The 22410-nt window shown below is 74.5% G+C and carries 20 protein-coding genes and 2 riboswitches; of the genes, 6 read left to right on the top strand and 14 right to left on the bottom strand.

Features of this window, described 5'->3' with window-relative positions:
- Positions 1 to 5: 5 nt before the first annotated feature.
- Complete coding sequence (locus AB0N76_RS15105; protein ID WP_363557118.1) at positions 6 to 827, bottom strand: lysophospholipid acyltransferase family protein; 822 nt, start codon at positions 825 to 827, stop codon at positions 6 to 8.
- Between the two features lie 216 nt (positions 828 to 1043).
- Here AB0N76_RS15105 and AB0N76_RS15100 point away from each other — a divergent pair, with 216 nt between their 5' ends.
- Positions 1044 to 1838: an alpha/beta fold hydrolase gene (locus AB0N76_RS15100; protein WP_363557063.1), complete on the top strand. Its 795-nt coding sequence runs from the start codon at positions 1044 to 1046 to the stop codon at positions 1836 to 1838.
- Positions 1839 to 1848: 10 nt separating this feature from the next.
- The gene (locus tag AB0N76_RS15095; RefSeq protein ID WP_363557061.1) at positions 1849 to 2649 is read left to right on the top strand and encodes a hypothetical protein; all 801 of its coding nucleotides are present in this window, start codon (positions 1849 to 1851) and stop codon (positions 2647 to 2649) included.
- Between the two features lie 25 nt (positions 2650 to 2674).
- Here AB0N76_RS15095 and AB0N76_RS15090 read toward each other — a convergent pair whose 3' ends face one another.
- The 5 genes from AB0N76_RS15090 to AB0N76_RS15070 form a co-directional block, all read right to left on the bottom strand.
- On the bottom strand, positions 2675 to 3418 hold the full coding sequence (locus AB0N76_RS15090) for an endonuclease/exonuclease/phosphatase family protein (RefSeq protein ID WP_363557059.1): 744 nt from the start codon (positions 3416 to 3418) through the stop codon (positions 2675 to 2677).
- A gap of 126 nt (positions 3419 to 3544) precedes the next feature.
- Complete coding sequence (locus AB0N76_RS15085; protein ID WP_363557057.1) at positions 3545 to 4489, bottom strand: ROK family glucokinase; 945 nt, start codon at positions 4487 to 4489, stop codon at positions 3545 to 3547.
- A 192-nt stretch (positions 4490 to 4681) separates the two neighbouring features.
- Positions 4682 to 5083, bottom strand: coding sequence for a DUF5304 family protein (locus AB0N76_RS15080; RefSeq protein ID WP_363557055.1), 402 nt, complete (start codon positions 5081 to 5083; stop codon positions 4682 to 4684).
- A gap of 210 nt (positions 5084 to 5293) precedes the next feature.
- The gene (locus AB0N76_RS15075; RefSeq protein WP_363557053.1) at positions 5294 to 6490 is read right to left on the bottom strand and encodes an ArsA-related P-loop ATPase; all 1197 of its coding nucleotides are present in this window, start codon (positions 6488 to 6490) and stop codon (positions 5294 to 5296) included.
- Between the two features lie 37 nt (positions 6491 to 6527).
- Positions 6528 to 6986, bottom strand: coding sequence for an SRPBCC family protein (locus tag AB0N76_RS15070; RefSeq protein ID WP_363557051.1), 459 nt, complete (start codon positions 6984 to 6986; stop codon positions 6528 to 6530).
- A 388-nt stretch (positions 6987 to 7374) separates the two neighbouring features.
- Here AB0N76_RS15070 and AB0N76_RS15065 point away from each other — a divergent pair, with 388 nt between their 5' ends.
- Positions 7375 to 9168, top strand: a complete 1794-nt coding sequence (locus AB0N76_RS15065) for an AMP-dependent synthetase/ligase (protein ID WP_363557049.1) — start codon at positions 7375 to 7377, stop codon at positions 9166 to 9168.
- 94 nt (positions 9169 to 9262) lie between these two features.
- Here AB0N76_RS15065 and AB0N76_RS15060 read toward each other — a convergent pair whose 3' ends face one another.
- Positions 9263 to 10399 (bottom strand): glycosyltransferase family 4 protein, encoded by a 1137-nt coding sequence (locus tag AB0N76_RS15060; RefSeq protein WP_363557047.1) that lies wholly within the window; start codon positions 10397 to 10399, stop codon positions 9263 to 9265.
- A 246-nt stretch (positions 10400 to 10645) separates the two neighbouring features.
- On the opposite strand from AB0N76_RS15060, the gene AB0N76_RS15055 reads away from it, so the two are divergent.
- Positions 10646 to 12070: a glycosyltransferase family 87 protein gene (locus AB0N76_RS15055; RefSeq protein WP_363557045.1), complete on the top strand. Its 1425-nt coding sequence runs from the start codon at positions 10646 to 10648 to the stop codon at positions 12068 to 12070.
- 28 nt (positions 12071 to 12098) lie between these two features.
- Here the strand turns inward: AB0N76_RS15055 and AB0N76_RS15050 are convergent, their stop codons facing one another.
- The 6 genes from AB0N76_RS15050 to AB0N76_RS15025 form a co-directional block, all read right to left on the bottom strand.
- Positions 12099 to 13028, bottom strand: coding sequence for a hypothetical protein (locus AB0N76_RS15050; RefSeq protein ID WP_363557043.1), 930 nt, complete (start codon positions 13026 to 13028; stop codon positions 12099 to 12101).
- A 254-nt stretch (positions 13029 to 13282) separates the two neighbouring features.
- Positions 13283 to 14347, bottom strand: a complete 1065-nt coding sequence (locus AB0N76_RS15045) for an NlpC/P60 family protein (RefSeq protein ID WP_363557041.1) — start codon at positions 14345 to 14347, stop codon at positions 13283 to 13285.
- A gap of 232 nt (positions 14348 to 14579) precedes the next feature.
- Complete coding sequence (locus tag AB0N76_RS15040; RefSeq protein WP_363557039.1) at positions 14580 to 15755, bottom strand: NlpC/P60 family protein; 1176 nt, start codon at positions 15753 to 15755, stop codon at positions 14580 to 14582.
- A gap of 10 nt (positions 15756 to 15765) precedes the next feature.
- A riboswitch (cyclic di-AMP (ydaO/yuaA leader) is annotated at positions 15766 to 15919 on the bottom strand.
- Positions 15920 to 16262: 343 nt separating this feature from the next.
- The gene (locus AB0N76_RS15035) at positions 16263 to 17306 is read right to left on the bottom strand and encodes an NlpC/P60 family protein (RefSeq protein WP_363557037.1); all 1044 of its coding nucleotides are present in this window, start codon (positions 17304 to 17306) and stop codon (positions 16263 to 16265) included.
- A 212-nt stretch (positions 17307 to 17518) separates the two neighbouring features.
- Positions 17519 to 18820, bottom strand: coding sequence for an NYN domain-containing protein (locus AB0N76_RS15030; protein WP_363557116.1), 1302 nt, complete (start codon positions 18818 to 18820; stop codon positions 17519 to 17521).
- Positions 18821 to 19213: 393 nt separating this feature from the next.
- Positions 19214 to 19480 (bottom strand): hypothetical protein, encoded by a 267-nt coding sequence (locus tag AB0N76_RS15025; RefSeq protein WP_363557035.1) that lies wholly within the window; start codon positions 19478 to 19480, stop codon positions 19214 to 19216.
- A 211-nt stretch (positions 19481 to 19691) separates the two neighbouring features.
- Here AB0N76_RS15025 and AB0N76_RS15020 point away from each other — a divergent pair, with 211 nt between their 5' ends.
- Complete coding sequence (locus AB0N76_RS15020; protein ID WP_363557033.1) at positions 19692 to 20492, top strand: rhomboid family intramembrane serine protease; 801 nt, start codon at positions 19692 to 19694, stop codon at positions 20490 to 20492.
- Positions 20493 to 20533: 41 nt separating this feature from the next.
- Positions 20534 to 20815, top strand: a complete 282-nt coding sequence (locus AB0N76_RS15015) for an Lrp/AsnC ligand binding domain-containing protein (RefSeq protein ID WP_030301113.1) — start codon at positions 20534 to 20536, stop codon at positions 20813 to 20815.
- A 13-nt stretch (positions 20816 to 20828) separates the two neighbouring features.
- Here AB0N76_RS15015 and AB0N76_RS15010 read toward each other — a convergent pair whose 3' ends face one another.
- Positions 20829 to 22196, bottom strand: coding sequence for an aminotransferase class V-fold PLP-dependent enzyme (locus AB0N76_RS15010; RefSeq protein ID WP_363557031.1), 1368 nt, complete (start codon positions 22194 to 22196; stop codon positions 20829 to 20831).
- Positions 22197 to 22248: 52 nt separating this feature from the next.
- A riboswitch (SAM riboswitch) is annotated at positions 22249 to 22366 on the bottom strand.
- Positions 22367 to 22410: the final 44 nt, after the last annotated feature.

Raw genomic sequence — 22410 nt, 5'->3', positions numbered from 1 at the left:
CCCGGTCACTTCTGCTGCTCGTCGCCCTGCTCGGCGGCCTTCTCGGCCTCGGCCTTCTCCGCCTTCTCCAGCTTCTCGGCCTCGGCCTTCTCGGCCTTGGCGGCGGCCTGCTCGGCCTTCTGCACGGCCTTGCGCTCGGCGTCGGCCTTCTTCTTGTCGTCGGCGATCTGCCGCTTGGCGGCGGTCGCGTAGATGTCCACGTACTCCTGGCCGGAGAGCCGCATGATCTCGTACATCACCTCGTCCGTCACCGAACGGAGGATGAAGCGGTCGTTCTCCATGCCGTGGTAGCGGGAGAAGTCCAGCGGACGGCCGATCCGGATGCCGGGGCGGATGCCGAAGTTCGGGATCACCTGGCCGGGCGGCTGCACCTTCTCGGTGTCGATCATCGCGACCGGGATGACCGGCGCGCCGGTGGCCAGCGCGACCCGGGCCAGGCCGCCGACCTTGCCCCGGTAGAGCTTGCCGTCGGGCGACCGGGTGCCCTCGGGGTAGACGCCGAACAGCTCGCCCTGGTCCAGCACGGCGATCGCCGAGCGGATCGCCGCCTCGCCGGCGCCGCGCACGCCCGAGCGGTCCACCGGGAGCTGGCCGACGCCCTTGAAGAAGGCCGCGGTCAGCCGGCCCTTGATGCCCGGCGTGGTGAAGTACTCCGCCTTCGCGATGAAGGTCACCCGGCGCTTGATCAGCGCGGGGAAGAAGAAGGAGTCCGAGAAGGAGAGGTGGTTGCTCGCGATGATCGCGGCACCTTCGGCGGGGATGTTCTCCTCACCCTCGATCCACGGCCGGAAGAAGATCCGAAGCAGTGGCGCGACGATCATCTTCATCAGTCGGTAGAACAACCCGGGCCTCCTGTATTGCGGACCGGTCGATCCTAATGCCCCCCGGCGCCCGCCCGTGCCGCGCCCCGCCCCGACGGGGTGTCCGGGACCGGCGCCGGGCGGGGGTGTACGGGGCGGGCGGGCCCGTGGGACGATGCGGATTCCGCTGCCTCCCGCACCGGCGTCACCCCTCCAGCGTCCTCGCTCGCGAAGGAGCCCGCCATGCCGCTGCTGCCCGGCGCCGAACCGTACCACCACCGGGGCGGGCCGGTGGGCGTCCTGCTCTGCCACGGGTTCACCGGCTCGCCGCAGTCGCTGCGCCCGTGGGCCGAGGAGCTGGCCGCCGCCGGGTACACCGTCGCGCTGCCGCTGCTGCCCGGGCACGGCACCCGCTGGGAGGACATGCAGCTGACCCGCTGGGAGGACTGGTACGCCGAGGTCGAGCGGGAGCTGCTGGCGCTGGCCGCGGAGTGCGAGCGGGTCTTCGTCCTCGGCCTGTCGATGGGCGGCGGGCTGGCACTGCGGCTGGCCGCGGTGCACGGGCCGGCGGTCGCCGGGCTGGTGCTGGTCAACCCGTCGGTGCGCTCGGACAACCCCGCGAGTGTGCTTCTGCCGGTGCTGCGCCACCTGCTGCCGAGCCTGCCCGGGGTGGCCAGCGACATCGCCCGGCCCGGCAGCGTCGAGCTGGCCTACGACCGGACGCCGCTGCACGCCGCCTGGTCGCTGAGCCGGCTCTGGAAGGACGTGCAGGAACGGCTGCCGCAGGTGACCCAGCCGGTCCTGCTCTTCCACAGCCCGCAGGACCACGTCGTCTCCGCGGCCAACTCCGAGCTGGTGCTGGCCCGGATATCCTCGACCGATGTGACGGAGCGGCTGTGCCAGCGCAGCTACCACGTCGCGACGCTGGACCACGACGCGGCGGAAATATTCGCGGCCAGCCAGGACTTCATCCGACGGCTGGCTCCCGCACACGCGGCGGGCGTCACCCGGGTGGAATCCGACGATCACCAAGGCTGAAGGGCCGGAAGTGCACGAGATCAGCAGGGCGGGCGGCGAGGACGAGGCGCCCCGCGAGGACGGCAACACGGCGGGTGGCGCGGCGGCGGGCGGCGCGGCGCGGGCGGACGCCCCGAAGGCCGACGTCTCGAAGACGGACGTCTCCAGGCCCGACGTCTCGAAGACCGACACCCCGAAGACCGACACCCCGAAGAGCGACGCGACGGCCGACGGCGCGCAGGCCGACGTCCCGGAGAAGGGCGACGGCGGGGCCGCCGAACCGCCCCGGGGTCGGCGCGCGCCCGAACGCAGCCAGGCCGAGCAGGACGAGATCTTCGCCGCGCTGGTCGCCCAGTTCGACGACCCGGTCGACCTCAACAACCCGAACTGGCCGGAGATCGAGAACCTCCGGGCGCGCGGCGAGCTCAAGGGCGGCTTCAAGGACGGCACCGACCGCGGCCCCGGCGAGCCCGGCGACCTCGCCGACCTCGCGCCCCAGCCGCGCCCCCGCTCCGGCCGGCCGGTGATGCCGGCCGCCGACTCCGGCCCGCGCGACTTCGAACTCACCGAGGACCCGGACGAGGGCCACTTCGTCCCGCCGGAGCCGCCGCCGCTGCCGGAGGCCGACACCACCGCCAAGTTCGCCTGGCTCGCCGTGCTCGGCGGCCCCGCGCTGCTGCTCTTCGACGCGGTGGTCTGGCGCGAGGTCTCCGGCTGGCCGGCCTGGATCGGGGTGGCCGCCTTCCTCGGCGGCTTCGCCACGCTGGTGGTCCGGATGAAGGACCGCGACGAGGACGAACCCGAGGACCCGCACGGCGGCGCGGTCGTCTGACGGGCGCCCGGGGGCGCCCTGGCCCTCAGCCTGCCGGGAGCTCCAGCACGGCCAGCACCGGCAGGTGGTCGGTGGCGGCCAGCAGGTCGGCCGCGTCGACCCCGGGCAGTCCGTGCGGGACGCCGCAGGCGAGCACCTCGACGCCGGGCATCGCGAAGACGGCGTCGAGCCGCTGGTAGGGGTTGGCCGGGATGGAGGTCATCTCGCCGCCCCAGGGCGCGACCACGTGCCCGTCCCGGAGCCGCCCGGCCAGCGCGCGCCAGCCCGGCCCGTCCGGGTGCTCGTTGAAGTCCCCGGCGATGACGCCGAGTTCGGCGTGCCGCAGCTGCCCGTCGAGCAGCTCGAACTGCCGCAGCCGCTCGTCCGCGTCCAGGCTGAGGTGGCAGCTGGTGACCGTGAACGGCGCCGTCCCGGCCGCCCGGACCACCGCGGTCGCGAAGCCGCGCGCGTGCAGGCCGCGGGTCTTCGGCAGCAGCCGGTCGTGGACGGACAGCACCCGGACGCCGGGGCGGCCGAGCAGCAGCGGGCCGGCCGCGATCCGGCCGCCGCCGCTGAGGATCACGGTGCCGGTGCGCCGGGCCAGCCAGGCGGCCTGCCCGGTCGGCCGCCAGTAGCGCGGCGACTCCTGGACGCAGACCAGGTCCGGCGCGCAGGCCCGGATCACCCGGACCAGGGCGCGCCGGTCGTCGCGCAGCGAGCGGACGTTGTAGCTGAGCAGCCGCAGTCGGCGCGGCCCGGGCGGCGGCAGTTCGGCCGGTCCGGTGGTCATGTCGGTCCTCCCCTGGTCGTCGCCCACGACCGTACGGCAGGAGGCCGGCACCGGGAGGGAGAAACGGCGGCGGCGGCCGGCTCCACTGCTCGGAGCCGGCCGCCGTGATCCCCCGAGGGTGTGGTCTCAGACGGTGCGGGCCAGGTCGGCCGCGCCGGCGATGCCGGCCGCCGAACCCATCGAGGCGAGCACCACCTCGGCGCGCGGGCGGTGCACCCCGCCGGTCAGGTAGTGCTCGAAGGCCTTGGCGACCGGGTCGAGCAGCAGCAGCCCGGAGTCGGAGACGCCGCCGCCGAGCACGAAGACGCCCGGGTCGAAGAGCGCGGCGAGGTCCGCCATCCCCCGGCCCAGCCAGTCGGCCAGCTCGGCGTAGCACTCCAGGGCGAGCGGGTCGCCCTCCTCCGCCGCCTGGGTGATGTGGATGCCGCGGATGGTCTCGGCGACGCCGTCGTTGAGCTCCAGCATCCGCTTGCCGGCGACCTGGTCGGCGGCCGCCTTCTCCCGGCCGTAGCGGCGCAGCGCCCGGCCGGAGCCGTACTGCTCCCAGCAGCCCTTGCCGCCGCAGCCGCAGGGCAGGCCGTCCGGGACCATGTTGAGGTGGCCGATCTCGCCGGCCACGCCGAACCGGCCGCGGTGCAGCCGGCCGTCCAGGACGAGGCCGCCGCCGATGCCGGTGCCGACGGTGATCAGGACCATGTCGGCCTGGCCGGCGGCCGCGCCGTAGCGGTACTCGGCCCAGGCGGCGCAGTTGGCGTCGTTCTCGACGACCGCGGGCAGGCCGGTGAGCTCCTCGATCCGGCCGCGCAGCGGCTCGTCCTCCCAGTCGATGTTGGGGGCGAAGATCACCGTCGAGCGGTCGCGGTCGACGAAGCCGGGGGCGCCGATGCCGGCCGCGGTCACGTCGGGGTACTGCTCCTTGAGTTCGCGCACGGCCTGCGCGATCGCGTCGACCGCCCACTGCGGGTCGGCCGGGGTGGGCACCCTGGTCCGGGCCAGGATCTCGCCGGCCTCGTCGACCACGCCTGCCGCGATCTTGGTCCCGCCGACGTCGACGCCGATGGTCAGAGCCATGTGTCCCTCAGCTATTCACTCGTTCCCGCTGGACGGAACCGTACCGCCCAACCCAGCCCCCGTACACACCCGCGCCTACATTAACCGAAGACATTCCCGGCCCAACCCGGCCGAGCTCCTTCAAAAGTCGTACATTTTCACCGGTGCTGTCACAGGGTGAAGCCAGGACGTGACCCGAACGAGATCAGGGCTTCACTGCTTGACGGACGGCCCCTCAGGGCGCTCAGGGCCGTCCGTGGCGTCGGCGTCGAGGTCGACCCGCTCGGTGCGGGCGGGCTCGCCGGCGGTCCAGCGGCGCTCGTGGCCGGTCACGGCGGCCCGGTAGGCGGCCAGCAGCTCGGCCCCGGCGGCGGCGAGCCCGGTACCGGCGGCGGCGAGGTGGCCGTACACCTCGGGCTGCTTGTCGCGCAGCCGGTCGGCCAGCCCGGCCAGCGAGATCAGCGTCTCGGCGCTCGCCTCCTGGGCCTTCTCGCCGACGACGGAGGCGAACCGGCGCACCTCGTCCACCAGCGGGCCCAGCTCCGGCCCGAACGGGTGCGCGGGCCCGCCGTCCTGCTCGGCGGTGGGCTCGGTCCGGTCGTCGGTGGTGGTCATCGCGGGCGCCTCCTCAGCAGCGGCGACCGCACCCGCGGCCACCCGCCCCGACGCTACCGGACCGGGCCGAGCGCCCCGGCGGCACTCATCCGGGCCTCACACGGGCGAGCGGGCGAGTCCCCCGCCCCGAGCCGAAGGGCCCGCCGGTGCCGAAAGGGAGAGGCGAGGGAGCGACGAAGGAGCGAGGGAGCGACGACCGTCGGCGCCGGGTCAGGAGGGCCCGGAGGCGAGCGGGCGAGTAACAGGCCAGAGGGCCGGGTCCGGGGTGAAGCGGACGGTGAGGACGCCGTCCTGGAGGCCCGCGCCGGCCACGGTGCAGCGGCGCAGCGCCGACGGCAGGGCCAGCACCCGGCGGTGGGCGCCGAGGCCGACCACCAGTTCGTCGCCCCGCCGGACCAGGTCCAGGTCGGCGCGCTCGGCGCCGGGCAGGGCCAGGTGCCAGAGCAGCAGTCCCTCGGCGGCCAGCCGGTCCTCGACGGTCCACGGCCCGGCCGGGCGCGGCTCCGGGCCGGGGCCCGCGCCGTAGAGGCGGTCGGCGACGGCCTCCAGGGTGGCCTCGGCGGGCCCGGTGGCCAGCACCGGGACGTCGTCGGCGGCGGCCAGCCCGGCCAGTTCCGCCCGGCGGCGGCGGGCCAGCTCGGCCAGCCACGGGTCGGGCGAGTCGAGGGCGGCGTCCGGCAGCGCGCCGTGCACCACGACGGCGTCCGGGCGGTGGCCGTGCAGGGCCAGCCCGGCCCGGATCCGGCGCAGCTCGGCGAAGGGGTGGGCGTCGGCGGCGGTGACCAGGCGGACGCTGGTGCCGGGCGCGGTGATCGCGGCGCGCGCCTCGGCGAGTGCGCCGGCCGCCTTGCCGCGCGCCTCGTACAGCCAGTCGGCGGGCATCGGCACCCCGGCCAAGCCGGCCAGCAGCGGGCGCAGCGCCCGGGCGGCCTGGCGCTGCTCGGGGACCAGCCGGGCCAGGTAGCGCTCCAGCTGTTCGGGCAGCGCGAGGGTGGCGATGAGGTCGGCGGGCGGCGGGGCGAGCACCACGAGGACGTCCGCCTCGATCGCGGGCAGCGCGCGGAGCAGGGCGAGCCGGGCGGTGCCGGGGAGCGCGGTGAGCTCCTCGGGGTCGAGCGGGTCGGCGCCGAGCAGGTCGAGGGCGGGCTTGAGCCGGCCGCCGATCTCGCCGAGGGCGTGCCGGAAGGCGGCCTGCTCGTCGGTCCGGGCGACGGCCAGACCGGGCGCGTACCCGGCCGGTTCGGCTTCCAGCCGGACGTCGAGGGCGGCGTCCAGGGTGCGGTGCGGGTCGTCGGCCGCGAGCAGCAGGGTGCGCGCGCCCTGCCGGGCGGCGTGCAGGGCGGTGGCGGCGGCCACCGTGGGCGCCGCGTGGTCGCCGCTGACCAGGATGGTGCGTGTCGCCGTCATGCCGTGCCGCCCCGTTCGTCCGCCGCGGGTTCCGCCGTCAGCCCTGGGCCTTGGCGGTGCCGAGCTCCTCGACCCGCTTCTTCAGGCCGGCCAGGGCCCGGTCGATGATGACCTTCTCGGCCTTGCGCTTGATCATGCCGAGCATCGGGATCTTGACGTCGACGGCCAGCTGGTAGGTGACCTCGGTGCGGTCGGCGCCGAGCGGGGCCAGGGTGTAGGAGCCCTCCAGCGAGCGGAGCATCTGGCTGCGCACCAGGGTCCAGCCGACCTCGCGGTCGCCGTCCCAGGTGTAGGCGAGGACGTGCTCGTCGCGGATGGCGCCGGCGTCGAGCAGCAGCCGGACCTCGGCGGCGCGGCCGTTCTCGCCGGTCTCCAGGACCTCGACCTCCTGGACCTCGCCGGTCCAGGCCGGGTAGGCGGCGAAGTCGGCGATCACGGCCATGACCGCCGCCGGGGTCGCGTCGATGGTGATGCTCGACCTGGTGTGCTCCGCCATGGCATGGCCCTCCGCGTCGTCCCTGTGCTGCCGGTCCGGCCGAGTTCCTGCTCGGCCGGGTGCGCCCGGAGCAGGCTATCGCGACCTGCGATCGGCTCCGTCCCGCGGTGTGCCCCGGACGCCGTACGGCCGGCGCCGGAACGCCGACGGGACGCCGCCGGGACGCGGTCGGGACGCGGTCGGAGCCCGCCGGAGCGGCGCCCGTCCGGTGGCTACCGGCCGGTCACCCCGGGGCTGCCGTAGGGTGCCATTCGAACGACCCGGCCCCGACCTGGTCGGACGGGTCAAGGTGTGACACTTCGAACACCGGAGCCGACCCCCCTGGTCGAAGCTGCCTACCGGGCAGTAACGTCCTGCCGTCCCGCAGCGTCGCGAACGAGGAGCAGTCTTGCTCGACTTCAGCCTTCCGGCCCTCTACCAGGTACCGAGTGGCGGCAACCTCGCCGATGTCGTGCACCGCAACGCCGAGCTGCACCCCGAGGTCGCCGTGCTCAGCCGCAAGGTGGACGGCCGGTGGCAGGAGTTGACCGCCGCCCAGTTCCTGGTGGAGGTGCAGGCCGCCGCCAAGGGCCTGATCGCGGCCGGGGTCGAGCCGGGCGACCGGGTGGGCGTCATGTCCCGCACCCGGTACGAGTGGACGCTGCTGGACTTCGCGATCTGGACCGCCGGCGCGATCACCGTGCCGGTGTACGAGACCTCGTCCGCCGAGCAGGTCGAGTGGATCCTCGGTGACTCCGGGGCGGTCGCGGTGTTCACCGAGACCGCGACCCACACCGCGGTGGTCGAGGAGGTCCGCGACCGGCTGCCGGGGCTGGCGCACGTCTGGCAGATCGAGGGCCCGGCGCTGGCCGCGCTGGCCGAGTCCGGCCGGAAGGTGGCCGACACCACGGTCACCGAGCGCCGTTCGGTGGCGACCGCCGACTCGATCGCCACCATCGTCTACACCTCGGGCACCACCGGCCGCCCGAAGGGCTGTCAGCTGACCCACGGCAACTTCCTGGCCGAGTGCGGCAACGTGGTGGAGCGGCTGGCGCCGCTGTTCCGCACCGGCGAGAGCTCCGTCCTGCTCTTCCTGCCGCTGGCCCACGTGCTCGCCCGGATCGCCGAGATCGCCCCGGCGATGGCCCCGATCAAGCTGGGCCACGTCTCCGACATCCGGGACGTCACCGCCGAGCTGGCCTCGTTCCGGCCGACCCTCATCCTGGGCGTGCCGCGGGTCTTCGAGAAGGTGTACAACACCGCCCGGGCCAAGGCGCAGGCCGACGGCAAGGGCAAGATCTTCGACAAGGCCACCGACACCGCGATCGCCTACAGCCGGGCGCTGGACGCGGGCGGCGCGGGGCTGCTGCTCAAGCTGAAGCACGCGGTCTTCGACAAGCTGGTCTACAGCAAGCTGCGGGCGGCGCTCGGCGGCCGGGCCACCCACGCGATCTCCGGCGGCGCCCCGCTCGGCGAGCGGCTCGGCCACTTCTACCGGGGCATCGGCTTCACCGTGCTGGAGGGCTACGGCCTGACCGAGACCTGCGCGGCCACCACCTTCAACCCGTGGGACAAGCCGAAGATCGGTACGGTCGGCCAGCCGGTCCCCGGCTCCGCCGTCCGGGTCGCCGAGGACGGCGAGGTCTTCTTCAAGGGCCCGCACGTGTTCACCGGCTACTGGAACAACCCGAAGGCCACCGCCGACACGCTGAAGGACGGCTGGATCGCCACCGGCGACCTCGGCACGCTGGACAGCGAGGGCTACCTCACCATCACCGGCCGCAAGAAGGAGATCATCGTCACGGCGGGCGGCAAGAACGTCGCCCCGGCGGTGATCGAGGACCGGATCCGGGCGCACGCCCTGGTCGGCGAGGTCATGGTGGTCGGCGACCGCAAGCCGTTCATCGGCTGCCTGATCACCGTGGACGAGGACTTCTTCGTCAACTGGAAGAAGCTGAACGGCAAGCCGGCCGACGCCACGGTCGCCGACCTGCGCGAGGACCCGGACCTGCTGGCCGCCCTGCAGTCCGCGGTGGACGACGGCAACGCGGCCGTCTCGCACGCCGAGGCGGTGAAGAAGTTCCGCCTGCTGGACACCGTCTTCTCCGAGGAGAGCGGCCACCTGACGCCCTCGCTCAAGCTCAAGCGCAACGTCGTGCTGAAGGACTTCGCGGCCGACGTCGAGGCGATCTACCAGCGCTGACGCCCGGCAGCCGCCCCCTGGAGCCGCCGGTGCGGCCCGCCCCCTGAACGGTGGGGCGGGCCGCACCGGCCTTTGCCGTTGCCGCCTTTCCCGATCAGCCGGCCAGCAGCGAGGTCAGCCGCCCGGCCAGCAGGTCCCAGCGCCAGGAGCGGTCCACCCAGCGCCGCCCGGCCTCGCCCATCCGCCGGCGCAGCTCCTCGTCCCGGAGCAGCCGGACGATCCGCTCGGCCGCCGCCGCGGGCGTGCCGCCGGGCACCACGTAGCCGGTCTCCCCCTCCAGCACCGCGTCCGGCGCGCCGCCGGAGTCCCCGGCCACCACCGGCAGGCCGGTCGCCGAGGCCTCCAGGTAGACGATGCCGAGCCCCTCGACGTCCAGCCCGCCGCGCCGGGTGCGGCAGGGCATGGCGAAGACGTCCCCGGCGCCGTAGTGGGCCGGCAGCTCCTCCCACGGCACCGAGCCGGTGAACCGGACCGCCGGGCGCACGCCCCGGGCGTCCACCAGCTTCTCCAGCTCCGCCCGGTACGGGCCGCCGCCGACGATCAGCAGCACGGCGTCCGGCACCTCGGCGAGGATCTGCGGCATCGCCTCGATCAGGGTGTCCTGGCCCTTGCGCGGCACCAGCCGGGAGACGCAGACCACCACCGGCCGGTCGGCCAGCCCGAGCCGCTCGCGCACCGCGGCGCCGCCGGAGTCCGGGTGGAAGCTCCGCTCGTCCACGCCGGGCGGCAGCTGCACCATCCGCGCGGCGGCGGCCGGCCCGACCGCGTCGGCGATCCGCGAACGGGTGTACTCGCCGAGGTAGGTGAGGACGTCGGTGCCGTCGCCGATCCGGCGCAGCAGCTGCCGGGCCACCGGCAGCTGGGCCCAGGCGGCCTCGTGCCCGTGGGTCATGCCGAGCAGCCGGCCGGCGCCGGCCCGACGCAGGGTGGGGGCCATCAGGCCGAGCGGGGCGGCGGCGCCGAACCAGACCGAGTCGCAGCCCTCCGCCTTCAGGATCTCGGCGGCCCGCCGGGTGACCCGGGGTGTGGGAACCATCACCTTCGTCCGGTCGCGGATCACCGGGAACGGCTGCTCGGCGTCGAAGCGCGCCACCTCGCTGCCGTCCCGCCACGTGGAGGCGTACACCACGACGCTCCCTGCGGGCTGACGGACGGCCATGTTGTGCACGAAGGCCTGGATGCCACCGGGCCTCGGCGGGAAGTCGTTGGTGACGATCAAGGTCTTGTGCATCAGGCCACGGCTCGCTCGGTCGGGGGGTGCGCGGTGTACCGCTGGGTGATCCGTACGATAGGTCAACACCATGGCCCGCCGGGAACGGAACCTCGTACGGCAACCGTTCCACCCCAGGGTCTGTCCTAGTACCTGGGCAGCCGGTGCGACCGGCCCGGCCCGCGGGGGCCAGGGCCCGGCACCGAGGCCCGGGCGTCCGTCGCGCGGCGCCTCCGGTGGGACGTCCGAGACGAACGAGGGAGCGCAGTGGAGTTGGCCCCGGCCACCGAGTCCGGTACGTCCAGCGGCGCCGACGGCCCCGGCACGGCGCTCGCCGTCCGCCGCGAGCCCGCGCAGCGCACCGAGCGCCCCTCGGGCCGCTCCGGGGCGCTCCTCGCGCTCGGCGCGAGCTGGGTGGCCACCCGGGCGCTGCTGGTGCTGCTGGCGACCGGCGTGCTGCGGATGCCCGGCGGGGACATCACCGCCGACGTCTGGATCATCTACCACGCCTGGTACGGCGTGCTGCAGACCGGCACCTTCCCGCTGGACGACGTCACCTGGCAGTACCCGCCCGGCGCCGCCCTGGTGATCCTGCTGCCGGGGCTGCTGCCCTGGTCGTACCTGGTCTCGTTCTGGGTGATCTGCGGCATCGCCGACGCGGCCGCGATGGCCCTGCTGGTCCGCACCGGCCTGCGCAAGGGCCGGGCGCTGACCGGCGCCTGGGTCTGGGTGGCCGGCGTCCCGCTGCTCGGCCCGATGATCTACAACCGCTACGACGTGATCGTCACCGCCATCGCGGTGGCCGGCCTGCTGGCGCTGATCCGCCGCCCGGCGATCGGCGGGCTGCTGCTCGGCCTCGGCGGGATCGTCAAGATCTGGCCGCTGCTCGGCCTGATCGGCACCCCGTCCGGCCGCCGCACCCACCGCTCCTGGACGGCTGCCGCCGCGGCGACCGCCTCGATCGGCTTCCTGCTGGCCGCCGGGATGAACGGCGCGTTCGAGTTCCTCACGTTCCAGAAGGACCGCGGCATCGAGGTGGAGTCGGTCGGCGCGCTGCCGATCCACTTCGCCCGGATCGCCGGGGCCTGGGACGGCAAGGTGATGATGAACTACGGCTCGGTCGAGATGCTCGGGCCGTGGGTGCCGGTGGTTTCGAAGGTGATGCTGGCCGGCTCGGTGATCGGCTTCGCCTGGCTGCTGGTCTGGCGGTACACCGCCCGCCGGCGCAACGCGGCCACCATGTACGACGCGGCGCTGGCCGCGCTGCTGATCTTCACCGTGACCAGCCGGGTGATCAGCCCGCAGTACCTGGTCTGGCTGGTCGGCGTGGCGGCGGTCTGCCTGACCGTGCGCGGCACCAGCCAGCGGCCGGTGGCGGTGCTGATCCTGGCCGCGACCCCGCTGACCCTGGTGGAGTTCCCGCTGATCTTCGGCGACGTGGTCGCCAGCAAGCCGACCGCGATCGCCGTCCTCACCGCGCGCAACCTGCTGCTGCTGGCCGCGACGGTGCTGTCCTGCGTCCGGCTCTGGCGCTCCACCCGCAAGGTCGAGCCGCTCCCGGCCACCGTGGTGCTGCCCCGCGCGGAGCCGGTGCCGGCCGCCGCGTACTCGGTGCGGCCCGGCATCGCCTACGAGCAGGATCTGCTGGACGGCATCGACCGCCCCGCCGCCGCGCCGGGCGAGCGGCGCTGAGGCCGCCGCCGGAGCCGCTTCCGGCGGCTCAGGCCAGCGCCCGGACCTCGGTGAGCCAGAGCCGGGTGAACTCGGCCAGGCCGAGCCCCAGCCGGTCGTGGAACAGCCCGTCCAGCCAGGCCTCCCGGTCGGCCCCCGGGCCGCTCTCGCCGACCGCGCGGTAGAACGCCACCAGCCGCTGCGTCCCGAACCGGCGGGCGATCAGGTCGCAGGCCAGCCAGGACAGCTCGTAGGCCTGCGCCAGGCCGTCCGCGCCGGCCGTGAAGTCCCGGTCCGCGGGCAGCGCGGCGGGCAGCCGGCCCGCGGCGACGTCCCGGGCCAGCTCGGGGGCGATCTGCCGGGCCGACCGGCCGGAGTCCCGGTAGCCGGTCCAGTCGGCGGCCCCCTCGGAGAGCCAGAGCGGCGTCCAGGACCGGGTGTCGGCGCGGGTCGCCACGTGCACCGCCTCATGGGTGACGACCACCTGCCGGCCGAAGGCGCTCAGCCGCCCGTACGCCTCCGGATTGACCAGCACCCGGTCCGCCGGGGCCTGCCGGGGCGCGCCGGGCGCCGCGACGGTGACCGCCGCCATCCCGGACCAGCCCGGCGAACCGTCCGCCAGCAGCCGGGTGAACTGCTCCCCGGTGGCGGGCAGTTCGAGCAGCAGCCGGCCGGCCCAGCCGGTGCCCCAGAGGGCCTCCACGGCGGGCACCGCCCGGTCGCCGACGGCGGCCAGCTCGGCCGCCTCGGGCGCGCCGTCCACCGCGAGCACCAGGCAGCGGGCGCCGGCGGCGGCCCGGACCGGGCCGAGGTCCCACAGAGGCGGGGAGCCGTCCGCCCCCTCCTCCCGCTCGACCCGCCAGCCGGCGGCCGAACGGGCCAGCGCCAGCCGGCGCGGGTGCACCACCGGCTGCTCGTCGTAGCCGGTCACGGTGACGGTCAGTTCGGCGGTGGCGGTGCACCGGCCGGCCGCGTCCACCGGGCCGAGCAGCAGGTTCCGGTAGCCGGCCCGGACCGGCAGCGCGGGCGGCCCGGCGGTCAGTGCGCGGGCCCGCTCGGCCAGCAGCGCCAGGACCTCGGCGTGCTCGTCGGTGGCCGCGGCGGCGGGACCGGCCGGACCGGCCCCGGGCAGCGACAGCTGGGCGAGGCCGCCGGCCGCGAGCAGCAGGGCGGTGCGCCGGGACGGCGGACGGCCGCCGGCGGGACCGGCGGCCGACGACGGATCGGGGCGGCTCAGAGCCGGATCACCCCCGCGACCGGCATCGCGGTGACGCTCTCGTAGCGGACCCTGGCGCCCGGGTAGGGGGCGTGCACGATCACCCCGCCGCCGGCGTACATCCCGACGTGGTGCATGTCGCGGTAGAAGATCACCAGGTCTCCCGGCCGTGCTTCGGAGAGGCCCACCCGCTGGCCGGCGTACGCCTGGGCCTGCGAGGTGCGCGGCAGGGTCACTCCGGCCTGCCGCCAGCTGTAGTACATCAGACCGGAACAGTCGAAGGCCTTGGGCCCGGTGGATCCGTAGACGTAGGGCGAGCCGATCATCCGCACCGCGGCGGCCAGCGCGGCGGCGCCGCGCTCGGAGGCGGGCGGGGTGGTGCCGAGGTCCAGCCGGTCGGTGCCGCGGGTGGCGCGCTGCTCGGCCTCCCGGGCGTCCTGGGCGGCCAGCCGGGCCCGCTCGGCCGCGCCGAGGCTGTTGAGCAGCTTCTGCGCCTTCGCCAGCCGCTGCTGGATCTGCTGCTTGCCGTCGGCCAGCGCCTTGCGGGTCTCCTCCAGCTCGGCGAGCTTGCCGGAGGTCTCCGAGCGGCGCTGGTCGAGCACCCGCTGACGGGCGAGCACCTCGTGCAGCGTCTCGTTCTGCCGCTCGGCGGCCTGGTCGATGCTGCGGGCCCGGGACAGGTAGCCCTCCGGGTCGGTGGAGAGCATCAGCTGGACCGTCTGCGCCATGCCGCCGCCCCGGTACTCGGCGCCGGCCACCGTGGCGAGGTCGCCGCGCAGCTGGTTGAGCTCGTCCTGGGAGACGGCGATCTGCTGCTGGAGCGTGCCGGTCTCGTGCTGGAGCCGCTGCTGCGCCTCCTGGGCGGCGTTGAACCGCTCGGAGGCCTGCTCGGCCTCGTCGTAGAGCTGCTCCACCTGCGCCTTGACGTCCTTGCGGCTGGTCGGCGCGTCCGGTGCGCCGGGCGCGGCCTGGGCGGTGCCGCCGGACGCCACGCCGAGCGCGGTGGTGGCCGCCGCGGTGAGCACGAGCGCCCGGGCGAGCGTGTGCGCACCTGACAGCGGGGAACGGCGGTGCACGGCCATGCGACGTCGGCTCCGATCCTGCGGCCCGGACCCGCCGCCGCCTCGGGTCAGGCGGCTCTGGAAGCGGGCGTCCGGTGGCAGACGTTAGCGAGTCCGGGCAACCGATTCCAAACCCCTCCGAAGCCGAATATTCGGCCACTAATCGGACATCAGACCGAGCTCCGGGAAAAGCCGCAGGCCCGGTCTCCCCGTGGAGGGGGACCGGGCCTGACGGAGGCCGACCGATCGTGGATCAGAGGCGCACGATGGTGTTGACCGGCATGTTGGAGGCCGACTCGTAGCGGACCGACGCACCCGGCTTGGGGGCGTGGATCACCTGGCCGCCACCGACGTAGATGCCCACGTGGTGCCGGTCGCCGTAGAAGATGACCAGGTCGCCGGGCTGGGCCTGGGAGATGTCCGAGCCGATCCGGGTACCGGCGTTGGCCTGCTCCTGCGAGGTGCGCGGCAGCGACACGCCCGCCTGGGCGTAGGCCCAGCCGGTCAGGCCGGAGCAGTCGAAGGAGTTCGGGCCGGTGGCGCCGTAGACGTACGGGGCACCGAGCTTGCTCTCCGCGGCGGCGATCGCGGCGGCGCCGCGCGAGCTGTTGGCGGCGGGCGCGGCCGGCTTGGGGGCGGCGGCGGCCGGGGCCGGAGCCGAGGCCGCCGGAGCCGGGGCGCTCAGGTCGGTGCGGGGGGCGTTGTCGCGGGAGGCGCGCTCGGCGTCGGCCTTCGCCTTGGCGGCCTTGGCGGCCTCGGCCTTGGCGGCGTCCGCCTTCGCCTTGGCCTCGGCGGCGGCCTTCTCCTCGGCGGCGCGGATCGCCTGCCGCTCCTGCTCGGTGAGCGTGTTGAGCAGCGCCTGGGCCTTCGCCAGCTTGCCCTGGACGTCCTCCTTGGAGGACTTCAGCTGCTGGGTGGTGGACTCCAGCTCGGCGAGCTTGTTCTGGGTCTCGGTGCGGTCCTGGTCGAGCCTGCGCTGCTGCTCCTGGAGCTCCTTCAGCGCGCCGGACTGGGTCGAACCGGCCTGGTTGATGGCGTCGGCCTGGCTGAGGAAGTTGTCCGGGCTGGAGGAGAGCATCAGCTGGACGGTCTGCGATATGCCGCCGGTGCGGTACTGCTCGCCGGCGATCTCGGCGAGGCCGCCCTGGGCCTCGGTGACCGTGGCCTGCTGACGGGCCACCTTGTCCTGCAGCTCGGCGACCTGCTTCTGCAGCTCCTGCTGCTTGGCCTGGGCGCCGTTGTACTTCTCGGTGGCGACCTCGGCCTGCTCGTTGAGCTGGTCGACCTGCTCCTTGACCTGGTCCTTGGTCGGCGCCGGGTCGGCGTGCGCGCCGGACTGCGCGGAGAGGGCGACGGCTGCGGCGGCCAGACCGGTCATGATCGAGACGCGGGTGCGGCCGGCGGGCTTGGGACGACGATGGGACGCCACGAAGGCGGACTCCTTCTTCCTCATCCGCCTACCGGGTGAGCTGACGGGTTCGGGCTGGAAGCGTGCCCTACGACGCCTCACCGTCCGCTCGCGCGGCCGACCTGGCGCCGATTCACCCCGGAGGAACGTGGTTCCCCGGCTCCGTTCCACAGCGCCCGGTGGTGCTGGGCCCTCACGCGAACGAGCCGTCCGGCCCGTCCCGCTGCTTCGCGAACTCGACGGTAAACCTCCGCCGCCACCCGGGCTGGGTGATCGACTGTGCGGTGGTTCGAGTCACGACCCTAGTAACAGTTCCGTGATCCGTTCAAATCCTTGTCAGAAAAAAGTCGGAAGAATACCCAAGTTCCCTTGTGAATATGACCGGGTGTGATCACGTTCCCACGCGGAGCTGATCGTTTCTCACGATGCGGTCGAACCCGCTGCCGAAACGCCGACGCCACCCCCGAGACGGAGGTGGCGCGGATCACAGGCCCGCCGGACGTCCGGCGGGCGTGTCGTGACGGGCGGTCAGACCCGGCGGATGGTGTTGATCGGCATGGCGTCGGCCTTCATCACCTTCACCACGTCACCGGTGTGCGGCGCGTGCACCACCATGCCGTTGCCGATGTACATCCCGACGTGGCTGCGGTCGGGGCGGTAGATGATCAGGTCGCCCGGCTGGGCCTCGGCGAGCGAGGACACCTTGGCCCCGACGTTGCCCTGCGCCTGCGAGGTGCGCGGCAGCGAGATGCCGGCCTTCCCGTAGGCCCAGACCATCAGGCCGGAGCAGTCGAAGGTGCTCGGGCCGGTGGCGCCCCACACGTACGGCGAGCCCTGCTTGCCCATCGCGTTGGAGACGGCCGCGCCCGCCATGCCGCTGGCCTGCGGCAGGGTGCCGAGGTCGGGGCGGTCGGTGCCGCGCGAGGCCCGGTCGGCCTGCTGCTGCTGCGCCTTCAGTGCCGCGCGGTCGGCGGCGCTGAGCGAGTTCAGCAGGTCCTGGGCCTCCTTCAGCTTCTTGTTGACCTCGGCCTTGGACTGGTTCAGGTCCTTGGTCGTGGTGTCCAGCGAGGCCAGGATGGCGGCCGCCTCGGCCTTCTGCTGGTCGAGCCGACGCTGCTGGTCCTGCAGGCCCTTGAGCGCCTCGGCCTGGCTGGAGCTGGCCTGCTGGACGCTGGAGGCCTTGTCCAGGTAGCCGGACGGGTCGGAGGAGAGCATCAGCTGGACCGACGGGTCGATGCCGCCGGTGCGGTACTGCTCGCCCGCCACCTCGGCCAGCCCGGACTGAAGCTGGGTCATCTGCTCCTGGCCGCGGGCGACCTGGTCCTGGACCTGGTCGGCCTGCTTGCGCAGCTGGTCGGCCCGCTCCTTGGCGCCGTTGTACTTCTCGGTGGCCTGCTCGGCCTCCTCCTGCAGCTGGTCGATCTGCGCCTTGACGTCTTCCTTCTTGGGCGACGGCGTGGGCGCGGCGTGCGCGGCGACCTGGGCGGAGAGGGCGACCGCGGTCGCCGCGGCAGCCGTGAGCACGGAGACCCGCGCGCGGCTCGGCTGCTTGGGACGGCGGTGGGAGGCCAAAAGACCGGCTCCTTCTTCCTATGGCCTCACCCAATCGGGTGAGAATCCGGAAAATAGGTTTGACGCAAGACCCTAGTGAAGATCCACGCTTTGCGCCACTCCCACGATCGCGTGAACGCGGCCCCCACGCCCTGACTTCACGAGATCCGCACAACCCGGCCATCCAGGCGCTGAGCAGGCGTCATTCCGATCGGCCCGGTCCCCCGGCCGGACTACGGCCGGGCCAGCCGGTTGAGCAGCAGCACCGAGGCGACGGGGCGCGCGCCCGCCTTCCGCACGCCCTCCGCGACCTCCCGGTCCGCCGAGACCACCACCACCGGGCGCCCCTGCGGCTCGGCCCTGACCAGCCGGCGGATCAGCTCGTCCGCCGTCTCCCCGGTCCGGCTGAACCGCACCCGCACCCCGCGCGGCGGCGCCATGATCACCGGCACGTCCAGGTCCTGGCCGTCGAACACACAGGTGACCTCCGCCTGGGTGCGCTGCGCCAGCATCGCCAGACCGCCCAGCAGCCGGATCCGCTGCTGCTCCAGCGGCAGCGTCGGATAGCCGGTCTTGGTCACGTTGTAGCCGTCCACCACCAGATGGACCTGCGGGATCGCCAGCAGCTGGTCCAGCAGCGCCGGATCGTCCTCCGCCAGACCGCGCCGCGCCACGTCGTGCGGCGAGGCCGCGCCCGGCACCACCGCCTCCACCAGGTCCGCCGGGCGGATCTGCGAGACCGGCAGCGCCAGCTCGCGCTGCAGGCCCTGCGCCGACTGGAGCACCGTGTCCAGCAGCAGCCGCAGCCGCATGTCCTCGACGCTGCGTCCCTCGCGGGCCGACCGGCGGCCCTGCTCGGCGGCGGTCTCCAGCTCCGTCACCCGGTGCTTCAGCCGCCGCGCCTCGTTCTCCGCGGCGCTCCGCTCGGCCGCCGCCTGCGCCTTGACCGCCTCCAGCTCGGCGGTCACCTTCCGGGTCTCCGCCTGCGCCCGGCGGGTGTCGCTCTCCAGCGAACGCAGCTTCCGGCGCAGCGACTCGGCCTCCTTGCGGACGTCCTCCGACTCGGCCCGCTGCCGGTCCAGGTCGGACCGGGCCGTCGTCCGCAGCTCGGCCAGCTCGGCTTGGAGCTTCTCCACCAGCCGGGCCGCCTCGGCCGCCGCGCCCTCGGCGCCGGCCCGCTCGGCCTCCTCGCCGACCTCGGCCACCAGCCGGCTCCACCCGGCCGAGCGCACCAGGTAGGCGGCCGCGGCCACGTCCATCGGATCGGCGGCGCCCGGCACCGTGCCCGACTCCAGGGCCCGGACCAGGTCCGGCTGGCCGAGGCGCAGCCGCTCCGCTATCCGGGCCCGGAAGGCCGGCTCGGCCTCCAGCGCGGCCGCCAGCGCGGTGGCCGCGTACTTGGCCCGCCGGGCCGGGGTGAACTTGGCGTACTGGCGCAGCGACTGGGGCAGTTCGGCGAGCGGCAGGCCGCCGAGCGCGTCGGCGGCCAGGCCGACCACGCGCCGGCGCACGCCCTCGGGCAGCGGCCGGTCCAGCTTCTCGGCGGCCTTCCCCGGCCCGCCCGCCGTACCTTCGCCCGCCGACTCCTCGACGGGTTCCGACCCGGCCGGCTCCCCCGCCCCGCGGACTGCCGCCGGCTCGTCACCGCCACCGGACTCCTCGCCGACCGGCGCCCCGGCCGGGGTCTCGGTGCCGAAGGGGGCGGCCCCGGCCGCGTCCGGCGCCCGCACGTCCACAGCGGGCTGCCGCCCCTGCGGCCCGGCGGGCTCCTTCGCTGCGTCCACCACGTCCTCGGCTCCGATCCTGGTCCAGTGGGGCGCGGCCGTCGGCCGCCACCCCCGTCACACTCCGCGCGTTCTCTCCGTATTGTCCCGTGCGGTGGGCGGCCACGCCGCACACCACCCACCACACGGTTCCCGGCTCCGGGCTCAGCCCTGCTCGGCGGCCTCGGCCTCGGCGTCCGCCGCGCCGGGGCGGGCCACCAGCTCGACCTGGTCCACGGCGTTGCACCAGCGGCAGCGCACCGACTCGACGGTCTCGCTGAGCACCTGGGTCTCCTCGACCTTGGATTCGCCGGCCAGGTCGAAGTGGAGGAACTCGGTGACCCGCGCGGTGCGGGTCACGTCGAAGCGGGTCAGGTTGCCGCAGAGCGTGCAGCGCCAGCGCGTCTCGGCGGTCAGGGCGGGGACGGTCATCGGGGGTCCTCTCGGGTGGTCCCTGGTGGGCTCAGGCGCTCCCCCCGGAGCCCCGGCGTCGGCGGCGGGAGGCGGGATTGCCCGCCCCAAGCCTATTGCCTGGGGCAACTGTCGGGGCCACCGGTTTGCCATCTCCGAGCGGTGGTCCGGCGGTAGTCCACCTGCCGTAACCGCACCGGTGCCCGGCCCTGCGGCGGGCGATGCTGGCCCCATGGCGATCCCGGTCCTCGACCGCGCCGGTGCGCGCGGCGGTCGGACGGACCCCGCCGCCCCGGCGGTCTGCTACGCCCTGATCGCGCTCAACACCGCGGTCTTCCTGCTCGGACCGGCCGCCGGGCTCAACCCGCTGTACGGGCGCGGCCAGCCCCGGGTCTGCGCCGAGCAGCGCTACGAGCAGCGCTGGGGCGCGGTGCCCGCCGAGCTGCTGACCGGCCGCCCGCTGACCGCCGACCAACTGACCGAGGCCCCCGACCCGGTGCCCGGCTGCCCGGCCGCGCCCACCCCCGGCAAGCACCCCACGCTCTCCGCGCTCTCCGGGCTCTTCCTGCACGGCGGCTGGCTGCACCTGCTCGGCAACCTGCTCTTCCTGCACGTCTTCGGCCCCACCGTGGAACGCCGGCTCGGCCGCGCCCGCTTCCTCCTCTTCTATCTGGCGGCCGGCGCGCTGGCGACCTACGGCTTCGCGCTGGCCGAGGCCCACTCGCCGGACGCGACCCGGGTGCTGATCGGCGCCTCGGGGGCGATCTCCGGCATCCTCGGCGCCTATCTGCGCCTCCACCCGCGCGCCCGGGTGACCACCCTCGTCCCGCTGCTGCTCTTCCTGCCGCTGCGGTTCCCGGCCTGGCTGGTGCTCGGGCTCTGGTTCGCCCTCCAGTGGTGGTCGGTCCACTCGGCCGGTCCCGGGGTGGCGTACCTGGTGCACGTGATCGGTTTCGCGGCCGGTTTCCTCTACGCCTGCACACTGGCCGAGCGCCGGCCGAGGGCCGCCCGCCCCCCGCGACGGCCCGGCTGACGCCCGATACCCTGGCGGCACCTCACAAAGGAGCTCCCACCGTGATCACCGCCATCGTCCTGATCAAGACCAGCGTCGACCGCATCCCGGAGATCGCCGAGGCGATCGCCGCCATCGAGGGCGTCAGCGAGGTCTACTCGGTGACCGGCGGGTACGACCTGGTCGCGATGGTGCGGGTGCGCCGACACGACGACCTCGCCGAGGTGATCCCCGGCCGGCTCAACAAGGTCCCGGGCGTGGCCCACACCGAGACCCAGATCGCCTTCCGCACCTACTCCCAGCACGACCTGGAGGCCGCCTTCGCGATCGGCCTCGACGAGTAGGACCGCCGGGCCCTCAGCCCTCCCGGCGAGTGTCGGCGACGCAGCGGCCGCCCTCGTTCCGGTAGTTCCAGGCCGCGCCGTCCGTGACCAGCTCGCGGACGGCGGTCAGGAACCGGTCCACGTGCTCGTCCGGGGTGCCCGCGCCGAAGCTCACCCGGATCGCGTTGAGGCTGCGCTCGCCCGGCAGCGACGGCTCGGGCGCACCGCACTCGGACGGCGCGGCCTCCTCGTCGCCGAGCAGGGTGCGCACCAGCGGGTGGGCGCAGAACAGGCCGTCGCGCACCCCGATGCCGTACTCGGCGGAGAGCGCGGCCGAGAAGTGCGAGCTGTTCCAGCCGCGGACGACGAAGGAGAGCACGCCCACCCGGGCGGAGTCGTCGCCGAACAGGTTCAGCACCCGGACCTCCGGGATCTCCGCCAGACCGGTCTTCAGCCGGTCGACCAGCACCCGCTCGCGCGCCTCCAGCGCGTCGAAGCCGGCCTCGGTCAGCGCCCGGCAGGCCGAGGCGATCGCGTACGCGCCGATGACGTTCGGCGAACCGGCCTCGTGCCGGGCCGGGCCGGTGTGCCACTGCACGGCCACCGAGCCGTCCGCCTCCCGGGCCACCGTGCGGGTGGCGCCGCCGCCGGCCAGGTACGGCTCGGCCTCGTCCAGCCAGTCGGCCCGGCCGGCCAGCACCCCGGCGCCGAACGGCGCGTACAGCTTGTGCCCGGAGAAGGCGATCCAGTCCACGTCCAGCTCGCGCACCGAGACCCGGTGGTGCGGGGCCAGCTGCGCGGCGTCCAGCACCACCCGGGCGCCGTGCCGGTGGGCGGTCCGGGTCAGCTCGGCGACCGGCCAGAGCTCGCCGGTGACGTTCGAGGCGCCGGTGACGCAGAGCAGCTTCGGGCCCTCGGGGGCCTCGGCGAGGGCGGCGTCGAAGGCGGCGACGGCCTCGGCGTGCGAGCGGGGGGCGCGCAGGTAGCTGACGGTGAGACCGGCGTGCGCCCAGGGCAGCAGCGAGGCGTGGTGCTCGGTCTCGAAGGCGAACACCCGGGTCCCGGCCGGGACGGCGGCGGCCAGCAGGTTCAGCGAGTCGGTGGTGGCGCGGGTGAAGACCACCTGGTCGCCCTCGCGCAGGTCGAGGAAGTCGGTGACGGTGCGGCGGCTCTGCTCGAAGAGGTCGGTGGAGAGCTGCGACAGGTAGCCGGCGCCGCGGTGCACGCTGCCGTAGTAGGGGGCGTAGGCGGCGACGTCGTCCCAGACCCGCTGGAGCGCCGGGGAACTGGCGGCGTAGTCGAGCGCCGCGTAGCCGACCTTGTCGCCGTTGGCGAGCGGGACCTGCACGTCGTGGCCGAGGACGGGGAGCGGGGTGCAGAGATCGGTGGCGACGGAAGACATGAGGATGCACTCCTTCTACGGGTCAGGACCCCGGGAGTGCGTAGTCGTCCGGCGTCCGCGCTTGTCACGCGGACGGTTTGCCGCATGACCCGGTCCTCACCCAGGGCACCCCGCCACGGACGGAGGGTTGCCGGACAGCAAGCTGGGGCTTGACGCTGTCACTCATGACCTGGCCAAGACTCTAGGTCGGGTCCGCCCCGTGGTCAAACAGCCG

This window comes from Kitasatospora sp. NPDC093806 (assembly GCF_040683335.1).
In the GTDB taxonomy this organism is placed as follows: Bacteria; Actinomycetota; Actinomycetes; order Streptomycetales; family Streptomycetaceae; genus Kitasatospora.
Note: the sequence above shows the minus strand (reverse complement) of the source record. Positions and strands in the feature narration are given on the sequence as shown.

Excerpts from the sequence above, each read along its gene's own strand:
- AB0N76_RS15085 (WP_363557057.1), bottom strand. The coding sequence starts at position 4,489 with ATGGCTCTGACCATCGGCGTCGACGTCGGCGGGACCAAGATCGCGGCA.
- AB0N76_RS15080 (WP_363557055.1), bottom strand. The coding sequence starts at position 5,083 with ATGACCACCACCGACGACCGGACCGAGCCCACCGCCGAGCAGGACGGC.
- AB0N76_RS15070 (WP_363557051.1), bottom strand. The coding sequence starts at position 6,986 with ATGGCGGAGCACACCAGGTCGAGCATCACCATCGACGCGACCCCGGCG.
- AB0N76_RS15090 (WP_363557059.1), bottom strand. The coding sequence starts at position 3,418 with ATGACCACCGGACCGGCCGAACTGCCGCCGCCCGGGCCGCGCCGACTG.
- AB0N76_RS15010 (WP_363557031.1), bottom strand. The coding sequence starts at position 22,196 with ATGTCTTCCGTCGCCACCGATCTCTGCACCCCGCTCCCCGTCCTCGGC.
- AB0N76_RS15100 (WP_363557063.1), top strand. The coding sequence starts at position 1,044 with ATGCCGCTGCTGCCCGGCGCCGAACCGTACCACCACCGGGGCGGGCCG.
- AB0N76_RS15075 (WP_363557053.1), bottom strand. The coding sequence starts at position 6,490 with ATGACGGCGACACGCACCATCCTGGTCAGCGGCGACCACGCGGCGCCC.
- AB0N76_RS15045 (WP_363557041.1), bottom strand. The coding sequence starts at position 14,347 with ATGGCCGTGCACCGCCGTTCCCCGCTGTCAGGTGCGCACACGCTCGCC.
- AB0N76_RS15025 (WP_363557035.1), bottom strand. The coding sequence starts at position 19,480 with ATGACCGTCCCCGCCCTGACCGCCGAGACGCGCTGGCGCTGCACGCTC.
- AB0N76_RS15060 (WP_363557047.1), bottom strand. The coding sequence starts at position 10,399 with ATGCACAAGACCTTGATCGTCACCAACGACTTCCCGCCGAGGCCCGGT.
- AB0N76_RS15020 (WP_363557033.1), top strand. The coding sequence starts at position 19,692 with ATGGCGATCCCGGTCCTCGACCGCGCCGGTGCGCGCGGCGGTCGGACG.
- AB0N76_RS15105 (WP_363557118.1), bottom strand. The coding sequence starts at position 827 with ATGAAGATGATCGTCGCGCCACTGCTTCGGATCTTCTTCCGGCCGTGG.